Source organism: Frankia sp. Cppng1_Ct_nod, from assembly GCF_920656135.1.
In the GTDB taxonomy this organism is placed as follows: domain Bacteria; phylum Actinomycetota; class Actinomycetes; order Frankiales; family Frankiaceae; genus Protofrankia; species Protofrankia meridionalis.
In genome coordinates, this window is the sequence record NZ_CAKKTK010000088.1 from 1 (window position 1) to 13,910 (window position 13,910).

The following is a 13,910-nucleotide window of genomic DNA, read 5'->3' on the forward strand; positions in this document are numbered from 1 at the left end:
TGGCAGGGGCCAGTACGCCCGCCAGTCCCGCGCGCCCTCGGCGTCGTCGGGCATTCCGACCAGGGGTTTCTCCGCCCGGACGAGCAGGGTACGCGTCGAGATCGGCTCCGGCTGCCAGTCGGCGAAGATCCGGTTGTAGGTGCCCATCGTGGACAGCCGCGTGTCGTGGGTGGCCATGTCGAACCGGTCGAGGCGATCCAGCAGAGCCGTCAACAGCGCGGTGTTCCACCATTCCATACCTGGCAGGAACGGAGCGTCGATCGGATAGGAGTCGACCAGGACAAGCCCGGCGGGGAATATTCCCTTCGCTTCCAGACCGGCCACCACGGAGTGCGCGACACACCCACCCATCGAACGGCCAAGAATCACGAAGGGTTCGTCACCGACGACCTGTTCCACCGCTTCCACGTGCATCTTTATCAACGTACGGCCGGAGTCCGGAAGAATTTCCCCCTCCGGCAGCCCGGGCGCCGGCACCACGAACACGTCCCGTTCGCCCTGGAAAGCAGTACCGAACCGCGAGTATTCGTGTGGACCGGACAGCGCGCTGAGCGCCGGAAAGCACACCAGGTTCGGCCGTGTTCTGCCACGGGCCAGCGCCAGTGGGGCGGAGGCGTGCTCGTCCCTGACGGACGCGTCGAAGGTCGATCGCAGATGTGACGCGATGACGATCAGCTGTGCGGCGGCGTCGACCCTGCCCGTCCTGATCAGTTGCTGGTAGAGCGACGCGAGGCCACCGCCGCCCCCGCCGGGCTGTCCGCCGGTTGCGCCGGACGCAGGCCGTCGGGTCGCCGCGTCAGCGGTGTCGCCGAGTTCGGAGCCGATGAACTCGGCGAGCGCCACGGGGGTGGGGTGGTCGAAGGTGAGGGTGGCCGGCAGCCGCAGGCCGCTCGCCGTGTTGAGCCGGTTGCGCAACTCGACGGCGGTGAGTGAATCGAGTCCGAGTTCGACGAACGCGCGTCCTTCACCGACCACGTCCGTGCCGGTGTGGCCCAGCACGGCGGCAACCTCCGTGCGAACGAGATCGAGGAGGACCTGACCGCGTTCGGCTCCGGTGAGTCCGGCGAGGCGTTGCCCGATGGACGATCCCTCGCCCGCCGTGGCGGACTGCGCGGTACGCCGGGTGGGCCGCACCAGGCTGCGCAGAACCGGCGGTACCCCATGGACTGTTGCCCGCGCGCGCAGGGCCGCGAAGTCGAGGGGGGACGGCGCCAGGACGGCGCGGTCGAGTGTCAGTGCCGTATCGAAAAGCTCCAGGCCCTCGGCTGCGGACAGGAACCTCAGACCGGCGCGACGGATCCGGCTCCAGTCGGCGTCGGTCAGTTGGCCGGTGATGCCGCTGGCCTGCTCCCACTGGCCCCATGCAAGTGAAAAGGCGGGTAGGCCATGGGAGCGGCGGTACGCGGCCAGAGCGTCGAGGAAGGTGTTGGCTGCGGTGTAGTTACCCTGCCCCGGACCGCCGGTGAGTCCGGAGAGGGAGGAGAACAGCACGAAGACGGCCAGATCGTCGTGACGGGTGAGTTCATGAAGGTTCCATGCGCCGTCGACCTTCGGCGTCAGCACGGCGTCGAGCCGCTGCGGGGTCAGCGACCCGATCAGGCTGTCGTCGATCACGCCTGCGGTGTGGATGACCCCGGTCAGGGGGTGTTCGCCGGGTATGGCGGCGAGGACGGCGGCCAGGGATTCGCGGTCGGCCACATCGCCGGCCACGAGGGTGACCTGTGCGCCGTGCCCGGTCAGTTCACGTACGAGCTCGGCGACACCGGGGGTGTCGGGTCCCCGCCGGCTGGTGAGAATCAGGTGACGCACCCCGTGCGCGGCGACGAGATGTCGGGCGAGCAGACCACCGAGTACTCCGACGCCGCCGGTGATCAGTACCGTGCCGTTCGGGTCCAGGGGCCTGACCGGGCCGAAGGGTACGAGATCGGAATTTTCTCCGTGTGCCGGCAGGCCCTGAGGGATGTTGGTGGCCGTTTGTTTCCCGGACGCCGTGACCGGTACGAGGCGGGGGACGCGCGCGACCCCCGCGCGGATCGCCAGTTGCGCTTCGTCGCCGGTGACGGCCGCGGCCAGAGCCGCCGGCAGCGTGCGGATGGACTCGTCGTGGTCGTCGATGTCGAGCAGGATGATCCGATCGGGATGTTCGGCCTGGGCGGAACGGACAAGTCCCCAGACGGGGGCGGACCCGAGATCAGGTGCTTCGCCATCCGTCGCAGCGATGGCACCACGGGTGAGCACCACGAGCCGTGATGATTCGACCCGCCGCTCGGCGATCCACGCCTGTATCCATTCGAGCACCCGCAGTGTGTTCGAATGCGCCGTGCGTACGGCATCCGGGTCTTCCGTGCCGCTGTCCGCATGGCTTTCGCCGGTGTCCGGGAGCGATACCGCAATGCCCGGCACGAAGACAAACGTGGGTGTGGGTTCACCCAGCTCCACAGCCGTGCCGAGATCGGCGACGTCGGCGAAGACCCTGGTTCCGGCACCGGCGTCCCGCAGGACGGGACGCAACACCTGCTCGTCGTCCCCGAGGACGGCCCATGCCTTGTGCAATGGTTCGGGCGGCAGGGCGATGGTGCTCCAGTCGACCTGGAACAGCGAGCCGGCGTGCGCCGGGCGGGTGGCATTCAGCTGGTCGACGGAGATCGGGCGCCCGACCAGCGACCCGATCGACAGGACGGGAGCTCCGGTCCCGTCGGCCGTCTGCATGGACAACCTGTCCGGGCCGGTCAGAACCAGCCGTACCCGTAGGGCCGACGCGCCTGACGAGTGCAGCCGCACGCCTGTCCAGGCGAACGGCAGATGGATCCGACCCTCCGGCGAGTCCTGCAACCCCTGGTAGGCGGAAATGTGTACGGCGGCGTCGAGCAGCGCGGGATGAACGCCGTACAGCCCGGCGTCGGCCCGCTGGTCGTCGGGCAGCGCGACCTCGGCGAAGAGCTCGTCACCTCGTCGCCAGGCCGCGCGCAGACCCTGGAAGATCCCCCCGTACTCCAGGCCCGCCGCGGCGAGCACGCTGTAGACGCCCTCGACATCCACGGCCACGGCGTCCGCCGGGGGCCATTCGGCGAGCGGGGACGGCTGCTCCCCGATGGCGGCCGGCTCCCGGGCGGCGGCGCTGAGAACACCGCCGGCGTGTGACGTCCATTCGGAATCGGCCGGGGCGTCGGCGGGTCGCGAGTACACCGTGACCGGGCGTCGTTCCCCGTCCGCCGGCCCGACGGCCACCTGCAGCGCCACGGCGCCGCGTTCGGGTAGTACCAGCGGCGACTGGGCGATCAGCTCGTCGAGGGTGTCGTAGCCGACCTCATCGCCGGCCCGGAGGATCAGTTCCACGAACGCCGTACCGGGAACCAGGACGGAGCCCATCACGGTGTGACCCGCCAGCCAGGGGTGATCCCGCAGCGACAGCCGTCCGGTGAACAGGATCCCGCCGGCGTCGGCCAGGCCCACTGCCGCACCCAGCAGCGGATGCTCGACCGACCCCAGTCCGAGTGCGGACGGGTCGCCGTTCGACGCCGACGGTTCCAGCCAGTACCGCTGACGCTGGAAGGCGTAGGTGGGCAGGTCGACCCGCTGGGCGTGGAGACCGGCGAACACGGCGTTCCAGTCGATCGGGGAGTCGTGCAGGTGGGCCTGACCGAGCGCGGTCAGCAGCGTGACGTTTTCGGGGCGGTCCCGGCGGAGCGTGGGTAGGAGTGCCGCCGCTGGACCTTCGGTGGTCTCACCGCCTGGTCGGTCGAGCGTTTCGCGGGCGAGGGCGGTCAGGACGCCGTCCGGGCCGATTTCGAGGTAGGTCGTGACACCGGCCTGTTCGAGGTGGACGACCGCGTCGGAGAAGCGGACCTCGTGGCGGACATGACGCACCCAGTAGTCGGCGGTGCCGAGCTCGTCCGCGGAGGCCACCCGGCCGGTCAGGGTGGAGACGACCGGTATCCGGGGTGGAGCGTGGTCGAGCGTTTCCGCGACACGACGGAACTCCTCCAGCATGCCGTCCATGTGGGGGGAGTGGAAGGCGTGGCTGACCGCAAGCCGCCTGGTCCTGCGGCCCCGGGCCCGGAAATTCTCGGCGATGGCGGTGGCCGGATTCTCGTCGCCGGAGATGACGACGGAGCGCGGTCCGTTGACCGCCGCGACACCGACACCGACACCGTCGGTGCCGTCCCACGAGGCGAGCGCCGTGCGTACTTCGTCTTCCGTGCCCTCGATGGCGATCATCGCGCCGCCGGTCGGGAGGGCCTGCATGAGTCGCCCCCTGGCAGCGACGATTTTCGCCGCGTCGGCGAGGGACCAGACACCGGCGACATGAGCGGCGGCGAGCTCGCCGATGGAATGACCGGCGAGATAGTCGGGCCGGACACCCCAGGACTCCAGAAGCCGGAACAGCGCGACCTCGACCGCGAACAACGCGGCCTGGGCGAACACGGTCTGGTGGAGCAGGTCGGCGTCCTCACCCGTGTCGGTGTCCCGGGCGGCGAGGATGACGTCGCGGACGGCGTGGGTGACGTGCCCGGCGAGATTCTTGTCGAGTTCGCGGGCTGCGGCGTCGAAGGCGTCCGCGAATACCGGATGGGACTCGTGCAACTCCCGGCCCATGCCGAGTCGCTGGCTGCCCTGGCCGGTGAACAGGAATGCCAGTTTGCCCGCCGCGGCAGTGGAGCCCGCGACCACGTCCAGCGCCGTCCCGCCGCGGGCCAGTGTGCCGAGGCCGGTCAGGAATCCGTCCCGGTCCTCGGCGACCACGACCGCGCGGTGCTCGAGCACGGCCCGGGTGGTGGCAAGCGAGAACCCGACGTCGATGGGCGTGGGTCCGTCTGTTTCCGCTGCTTCGACGAACGAGGCCAGCCGTGCCGCCTGGGCGCGCAGCACCTCGGGGGACCTCGCGGACAGCACCCACGGCACCGGTCTGATGACGGTCCGCTCCGTTTCGGTCACGGACTGAGTCTGTGCCTGTGCCGGGTTGTCGTCTGTGGCGGTCTCCTGTTCGTCGGCGACCGGGGCCTGTTCAATGATCACGTGGGCGTTGGTGCCGCTCACCCCGAAGGCTGAGACCGCGGCGCGGCGGGGGTGGTCGGTTTCCGGCCATGGGCGCGCGTCGGTCAGCAGGTGCACGGCACCGGTCGACCAGTCGACGAACGGGGAGGGCTCGTCGACGTGCAGGGTCTTCGGGAGCACACCGTGCCGCATCGCCTCCACCATTTTGATCACACCGCCCACACCGGCGGCGGCCTGTGCGTGGGCGATGTTCGACTTCAGCGATCCCAGGTACAGGGGCAGGTCGTCCGGCCGGTCCTGGCCGTAGGCGGCCAGCAGTGCCTGAGCTTCGATCGGGTCGCCGAGGCGGGTGCCGGTCCCGTGCCCTTCGACGGCGTCGACCTCGCTGCCCGCCAGACGCGCGCCTGCAAGCGCTTGGCGGATGACCCGTTCCTGCGACGGGCCGTTGGGGGCGGTGAGCCCGTTGGACGCGCCGTCGGAGTTCACTGCCGAACCCCGGACCACCGCCAGTACCCGGTGGCCGTGGCGCTGTGCGTCGGAGAGCCGTTCCAGTAGCAGCAGGCCCACCCCTTCGGACCACCCGGTCCCGTCCGCCGCGGCGGCGAACGCCTTGCACCGGCCGTCCGGAGCCAGGCCGCGCTGCCGGGAGAAGTCCACGAACCCCAGTGGCGAGGTCATCACCGTGACACCGCCGGCCAGCGCCAGGTCGGATTCGCCGGTACGCAGTGACTGTGCCGCCAGGTGCAGGGCCACCAGGGACGACGAGCAGGCCGTGTCGACCGTGACCGCCGGGCCCTCGAAACCGAACGTGTAGGAGATCCGGCCCGAGGCGACGCTGCTCAGCCCACCTGTGATCAGATAGCCTTCCAGGTCATCGGGCACGTCGTGAAAACCCGCCGCATAGTCGCGGCCGGCGATTCCTGCGAAGACGCCCGTCCTGCTGCCCCGCAACGAGGTCGGGTCGATCCCGGCCCGTTCGAACAGTTCCCATGCCGTTTCCAGCAGCAGTCGTTGCTGCGGATCGGTCGCCAGCGCCTCCCGCGGCGATATTCCGAAGAAGGCCGCGTCGAACTCCGGCGCACGGGGGAGGAAGCCGCCGTGGCGTGTGTAGGTCTTACCCGTCCGATCGGGGTCCGGATCGAACAGCTCCTCAACATCCCATCCGCGGTCGGTCGGGAACTCCGAAACAGCGTCGCCGCCGCTCTCCACCAGTCGCCACAGATCCTCCGGAGATTCCACCCCTCCCGGATAGTGGCAGCTCATCCCCACGATCGCGATCGGCTCCCGCCTGCTCGACTCGACCTCGCGAAGGCGCTTCTGGGCCTGCCGGGAATCAGCGAGCGCACGCTTCAGATATTCGCGGAGTTTCTCTTCATTCGCCATTGCGGAAAAGCTCCCTCATGAAATTCTTTCTCGCGTTCCGGGCGACCTCAGGTAATCGTGCTTTCGGTGTCCATGAGCGCGAAGAGTTCGTCGTCGCTCGCCGTCTCGATGTTGATCTCGTCGTCATCGCGGGAGGCGAGGGAATTCTTTTCCCAGCGGTCGATCAGTTCCCGTAGGCGCGCGACGGCCCTGGCACGTTCGGAATCATCCGCGGTCACGGACTCCAGCGACGCCTCCAGCTGGTCCAGCGCAGCCGACGCGGATGGAAGGGCAGTCATTCCGTCTCCAGCCAGCTTGACCCGCACGTAGTCGGCGATCGCGGCTGGTGTCGGGTAGTCGAAGACCAGGGTGGCCGGTAGTTGCAGCCCCGTCGCCGCGTTCAGCCGGTTCCGCAGGTCAACCGCGGTCAGCGAGGTCAGCCCGAGTTCCCGGAACGCGCGGGTCGGGTGGATCTCACCGGTGTCGTCATGGCCGAGGACGGCGGCGGTCTCGGCCCGGATGAACTCCACCAGGGCCTCGTCGCGTTCAGGGCCTGCCAGACCGGCCAGGCGCTGGATCAGCAATGATCCTGACTGCGGCGACTCCGCGGCGAGAACCCCGTCGACGTCGCCCGACCGGGGAGCGGGTATCTCTCCCGCCCAGGACCGTCCGACGTCCAGCCAGTACCGACGGCGTTGGAAGGCATAGGTGGGTAGTGCCACCCGACGCGGGTCCAAGCCGGTGAACACTGTTGTCCAGTCGACGGGGACACCCCGCGCGTGCACCTCGGCCACCGAGATGAGGAACCGTGCGAGGCCACCCTCGTCACGGCGCAGTGACCCGGTGACGGCGGCGTTCGGGCGGTCGGTCGTGTCGAGTATCTCCTGAATGGCGAGGTTGAGGACCGGGTGCGGGCTCACTTCGACGAACACGTCGTGGCCCTGCTCGACCAGCGTGCGGATGGCGGCCTCGAAGCGGACTGTTTCCCGGAGGTTGGTGTACCAGTAGTCGGCGTCCAGTGCGACGCCGTCGACCGGTGCCGCCGTGACCGTGGAGACCAGCGGAATGGTCCCAGCCCGGGGGGTCAGCGGCGCCAGGGATTCCAGTATCTTGTCACGGATCTTCTCCATCTGTACGGAATGGGAGGCGAAGGCCACGGGAATCCGCCGGGCCCGGGCACCGGCGGCTTTGCATTCGGCGACCAGTTCGTCGAGTGCGTCGGGTTCGCCGGAGACCGAGACCGACGACGGGCTGATCACCCCCGATATCGAGATCCGGCCGTTCCACCGGGCGATCCGATTGGCCACCTCGTCCGCGGGTAGCGCGACAGCCGCCATGCCTCCCTCGCTGAGCAGGGGGAGTGCCACCTGGCTGCGTAGTGCGACGATCCGGGCGGCGTCGCTCAGGGACAGCGCACCGGCGATGTACGCGGCGGCGATCTCACCCTGACTCTGACCCACCACCGCGGCCGGTTGGACACCGAAGGAACGCCACAACTCCGCGAGTGAGATCGTCACCGCCCATAGCGCCGGCTGGAGGACGTCGACCCGGTCCAGGGACGGCGCCCCCGGCGTCTCGCGCAGGACGTCGACCAGGGACCAGTCGATGAACGGTGCCAGCGCGTCGGCGCACGCCGTGATCTGCTCGGCGAACCTCGGGGAGGAGTCCAGTAGTTCGACCGCCATCCCGGCCCACTGGGAACCTTGACCGGGGAAGACGAACACGATCTTCCCGGCGGTGTCGGCGGAGCCGCGCGCCGCGTTCGCCGCGGACTCGCCGCGCGCCAGCGCGTGCAGAGCCGCCAGGAAGCCCGCCCGTTCGTCGGTGACGACGACGGCGCGTTCCGGATGAGTGGCCCGGGTGGTGGTCAGTGAATAGGCGACGTCCGCCGGGGCGAGCTCGCCGTCGCCCTCGACATGTGCGGCCAGCCGTGCCGCCTGGGCACGGAGCGCCTCGGGGGTCTTACCGGAGATCACCCACGGCAGTGCCGTCGGCACGGGCGTGGTCGCGGCGGCGTCCCGTTCCGGTTCGTCGACGATCGGGGCCTGTTCGAGGATCACGTGGGCGTTGGTGCCGCTCACCCCGAAGGACGAGACCCCGGCGCGGCGGGGGTGGTCGGTTTCCGGCCATGGGCGCGGGTCGGTCAGCAGGTGCACGGCGCCGGTCGACCAGTCGACGAACGGGGAGGGTCCGTCGACGTGCAGGGTCTTCGGGAGCACACCGTGCCGCATCGCCTCCACCATTTTGATCACACCGCCCACACCGGCGGCGGCCTGTGCGTGGGCGATGTTCGACTTCAGCGATCCCAGATAGAGGGGCTGGTCGTCCGGCCGGTCCTGGCCGTAGGCGGCCAGCAGGGCCTGCGCCTCGATCGGGTCGCCGAGGCGGGTACCGGTGCCGTGGGCTTCGACGGCGTCGACGTCGGTGGGGGTAAGGCCCGCGTTCGTGAGGGCCTGGTGGATGACCCGCTGCTGGGACGGGCCGTTGGGGGCGGTGAGCCCGTTGGACGCGCCGTCCTGGTTCACTGCGGAGCCCCGGACCACCGCCAGTACCCGGTGGCCCAGACGGCGGGCGTCGGAGAGCCGTTCCAGGAGCAGAAGGCCCACCCCCTCACCCCAGCCCACGCCGTCCGCCGCGGCGGCGAACGCCTTGCTCCGGCCGTCCGGCGACAGAGCGCGCTGCCGCGAGAGCTCAACCCAGGCGGCCGGCGAGGCCATCACCGTCACGCCACCGGCCAGCGCCAGGTCGGACTCGCCGGTACGCAGTGACTGTGCCGCCAGGTGCAGGGCCACCAGGGACGATGAGCAGGCCGTGTCGACCGTGACCGCCGGGCCTTCGAAACCGAACGTGTAGGAGATCCGGCCGGAGGCGACACTGCCCGAAACACCGTTACCGAGGAATCCCTCAAGCGCCGGCGGAGCCTCGTCGAGCCGCGGAGCGTAGTCGTGGTACATGACGCCGGTGAAAACTCCGGTCCGGCTTCCCCGCAGCGGGGACGGGTCGATACCCGCCCGCTCGAAAACCTCCCAGGTGGTTTCCAACAGGAGGCGTTGCTGCGGATCCATCGCCAGGGCCTCACGCGGGGAGATCTCGAAGAATCCGGCGTCGAAATCTCCCGCGTCGTGCAGGAAGCCGCCATGGCGTGTGTACGACTTACCGGTCCGGTCCGGGTCCGGATCGAACAGTTCCCCGATGTCCCAGCCCCGGTCGCTCGGGAAATCCGAGACCGCGTCCCGCCCATCCGCGACCAGTCGCCACAACGCCTCCGGCGAGTCCACCCCGCCGGGAAAGCGGCAGGCCATCCCCACGATCGCGATCTGTTCGTCCGACACCGGGGCGACCGCGGCCGCGGCGGCCGGAGTGACACGGTCGTTCAAGTGATCATTCAGAAGTTTCGATCGCAGGTAGGCGGTGACCGCCGCCGGAGTCGGATAGTCGAAGGTGAGGGTGGACGGCAGCCGGAGCCCGGTGGCTGCGTTCAGGCGGTTACGCAGTTCGACGGCGGTGAGGGAGTCGAGCCCGAGTTCGGAGAAGGCGCGTTCCGCACCGAGCGTGTGTGTCCCGACGTGACCGAGGACGCCCGCCACCTCGGTGCGTACGAGGTTGAGAAGGAAGACGTCCTGTTTGGTCCCGGTAAGGCCGGCGAGATGTTGCACGACCGACGACGATCCGGTGACGGCCATCCCGGCCTGGGCGGTTCCCCGCGTGGGCCGGATCAACCCGCGCAGGAGTGGAGCTACTCCGTGTGTCGCCGCCCGGGCGCGCAGGCCCGCGATGTCGAGCGGTGCCGGCGCCAGGACCGCGTGATCGGCTGCCCGGGCGGCCCGCTGGGCGACGTCGAACAGTGCCAGGCCCTCGGCCGTGGACAACGCTCTGATTCCGGTGCGGGTGATCCGATTTCGGTCGGTCTCGTCGAGATTGCCGGTTATCCCGCTTGGATCCGACCACAGGCCCCACGCGAGCGAGGTGGCGGGCAGGCCGGCCGCGCGGCGGTGCGCGGCGAGGGCGTCCAGGAACGTGTTGGCCGCCGCGTAGTTCCCCTGGCCCGGGCTGCCGAGGACCCCGGCGACCGAGGAGAACAGCACGAATATGGCGAGATCGCTGTCCCGTGTGAGCTCGTGGAGGTTCCAGGCGGCGTCGACCTTGGGACGAAGCACCGTGTCGACCCGCTGTGGGGTCAGCGATCCGATGACACCGTCGTCGATGACGCCGGCGGTGTGGATGACCGCGGTGAGGGGATGATCGGTCGGGACCGTGGTGAGGATCGCGGCGAGGGATTCGCGGTCGGCTGCGTCGCCGGCGTGGATGGCGACCTGCGCGCCGAGTCCGGTGAGTTCGGCGTGAAGCTCGCCGGCACCGGGAGTGTCGATACCCCGCCTGCTGGTCAGGAGTAGCTGTCTGACGCCGTGTTCGGCGACCAGATGCCGCGCGAGCGCGGCGCCGAGTGCCCCGACACCGCCGGTGATCAGTACCGTGCCGTGCGGGTCCCACGGGTCGGTCCGGCGGTTGGGGACATGATGGCCGGTGCCGGTGCCGGTGCCGGTGCCGGTGCCGGTGCCGGTGCCGGTGCCGGTGGCCGGGACCCGGGCGAGGCGCGGCACATGCACGGCACCGACCCGGATGGCGAGCTGTGGTTCGTCAGCGCTGCCAGCGGCCAACGCCGCCGGCAGCGCGGCGACGGACTCCTCGCTGTCGTCGACGTCGAGCAGGATGATCCGGCCGGGATGTTCGGACTGGGCCGAACGGACCAGGCCCCAGACGGGAGCGGTCGCCAGGTCCGGCGCTTCGTTCCCGACGGCTACCGCACGGCGGGTGATCACCGCGAGCCGTGACGTCGGGGGCCCCGGGTGAGCGAGCCATGCCTGTATCCGGGTGAGTACCCGGTGGGCTGTGGCGTGCGCCGCATGGACGACATCCCGACCGTCCACTTCCGGGATGCCGGAGACGAGGAACAGGTCGGATGCGGCCCCGCTGGTCGGCGTGGTGAGGTCGGCGACCAGCAGGGTCTCGATGCCGGCCGGCCGCAGCACGCAACCCAGCGTCTGCTCGTCGGCCGCAAGGATTCCTACCGGTCCTGTCCCCCCGGATGGCGGGTCCGGCGGGATGATCGTGGTCCAGTCGAGACGGAACAGGGCGTCCCGGTGTACCGGGCGCGCGGCGTCCAGCTGTTCAGCCGAGACCGGCCGTGCCACCAGCGAGCCGATGGAGATCACAGGCGCGCCGGTCACATCGGCAGCCTGGACGGAGAAGGCCTGCGAACCGGCATCGGATAGCCGTACCCGCAACGCCGATGCGCCGGAGGAATGCAGGCGTACATCCGTCCATGCGAACGGCAGCCGGCTGTGTCCCTCGGGATTGTCACGCGATCCGCTGCCGGCGGCATGCAGCGCGGCGTCGAGCAGCGCCGGGTGTACGCCGAAGGACGCGGCGTCAGCCTGCAGTTCGTCGGGGAGAACGACCTCGGCGAAGATCTCCCGGTTGCGTCGCCATGCGGCGCGCAGCCCCTGGAACAGCGGTCCGTACGGCAGGCCGGCCGTTGCCAGATCCCGGTAGATCTCCCCGACGTCGACCGGGGCCGCACCCTGCGGGGGCCATTCGCTCAGCGACCCGGGGACCTGGGCCTCCGGCGGCGCGGAGACATCATGATCGCGTCCTATCCGGCCCTCTGGAGTGGACGAGGTCTCTGCTACGCCGGTACCGAGAAACCCACTGGCGTGCCGGGTCCATTCGGTGTCCGCGGCGGCCTCCCGGGAGCGTGAGTACACGGTGACCGGGCGCCGGCTCGCCTGCCGCTCCGGTGCTCCAACTGCCACCTGTACCTGCACTCCGCCGTGTTCCTGCAGGATCAGCGGCGATTCGATGATCAGTTCTTCCAGAACGTCGCAGCCGACCTCGTCGCCGGCGCGGATCGCCAGTTCCACGAATGCCGTACCTGGAACGACGAGTGCCCCGTGCACAACGTGATCGGCCAGCCACGGATGCGTCCGTACGGACAGGCGCCCCGTGAACAGGAACCCGTCCACGCCGGCCAGACCGACCGTCGCACTGAGCAGCGGATGCCCGGCCGATCCCAGACCGAAGGCGGAGAGGTCCCCGCTCGCCGGTGACAGCTCGATCCAGTACCGCTGGCGTTGGAAGGCATACGTCGGCAGTTCCACCCGCCGCGGGTTCAGGCCGGCGAACACCGCGTTCCAGTCCACGGTGGTGCCATGGGCGAAGGCGTGGGCCAGCGAGTGCAGGAGCGTGACGGGTTCAGGGCGGTCACGACGCAGTACAGGCGCGAACACCGGCGTTGTGGTCTCCGCGCCGCCGGAGTGTTCGGCGAGTGTTTCCTGTGCCATGGCGGTCAGCACACCGTCCGGGCCGAGCTCGAGGTAGGTGGTGACGCCGGCGGTTTCCAGGTGGCGGACGACGTCGGCGAACCGGACCGTGCGGCGGACGTGGCGTACCCAGTATTCGGCGCTGCCGAGCTCCTCGGCGCCGGCGATGCCCCCGGTCAGGTTGGAGACGACCGGAATCTGCGGTGGATGGTAGGAAAGCCCTTCGGCCACATGCCGGAACCCGTCCAGCATGCCGTCCATCCGGGAGGAGTGGAAGGCGTGGCTGACCTGCAGCCGTTTGGTTTTGCGGCCGGATCTGTCGAACTCGCGGGCGATGTCGACCGCCAGGTTCTCGTCACCGGAGATGACGACCGAGGTGGGTCCGTTGACCGCCGCGATGCCGATGGCGTCGCCCGCGTTCCGCCCGGAGATTGCGGTGAGAACTTCTTCCTCGCCCGCCTGGATGGCGATCATCGCGCCGCCGGTGGGAAGGGCCTGCATGAGCCGGGCGCGTGCGGCGACGAGCGCGGTCGCGTCGGTGAGCGACAGCACCCCGGCGACGTGTGCGGCGGTGAGTTCGCCGATGGAGTGCCCGGCGACGAAGTCCGGCCGCACCCCCCAGGACTCGAACAGCCGGAACAGCGCGACCTCGACCGCGAACAGCGCCGTCTGGGTGAACACCGTCTGGTGCAGCAGGCCGGTGTCCTGCGTGTCGAACACGACGTCACGGACCGGGCGGTCCACCCACCCGGCCAGGTGCCGGTCCAGTTCGGTGGTCGCGGCGTCGAACGCGGCCGCGAACACCGGATAGGTCTCATACAGCTCACGGCCCATGCCGGGACGCTGGCTGCCCTGTCCGGTGAACAGGAAGGCCAGCTGCGCTCGGGCACCGGCCGCGTTGCCCACGACCACGCCCGGCGTCGATCCGCCGTGGGCCAGAGCCTGCAGCCCAGCGAGGAATCCGTTCTGATCCCCGGCCACCACCACCGCGCGGTGCTCGAACAGTGCGCGTGTGGTTGCCAGCGAGTAGGCCACGTCCACCGGGCTGCTCTCGTCCGTGAGGACGGAAGCCAGACGTGCGGCCTGGTCGCGCAGCGCGTCCGGGGTTCGCCCGGACAGCACCCACGGCAGCGCCACCGACGTCGCAGGCAGCGGATCATCGTCCTGTTCCGCCGGTTCTTCGGTGTCCGGGGCCTGTTCGAGGATGATGTGGGCGTTGGTGCCGCTCACCCC

At 69.9% G+C, this 13,910-nt stretch carries 2 protein-coding genes; both read right to left on the bottom strand.

The window, feature by feature from the left end:
* On the bottom strand, positions 1 to 6,378 hold a 6,378-nt coding region (locus tag NBW77_RS19125; protein WP_250280103.1), incomplete at its 3' end, for a type I polyketide synthase.
* A gap of 47 nt (positions 6,379 to 6,425) precedes the next feature.
* Positions 6,426 to 13,907: a type I polyketide synthase gene (locus NBW77_RS19130; RefSeq protein ID WP_250280104.1), complete on the bottom strand. Its 7,482-nt coding sequence runs from the start codon at positions 13,905 to 13,907 to the stop codon at positions 6,426 to 6,428.
* Positions 13,908 to 13,910 lie beyond the last annotated feature (3 nt).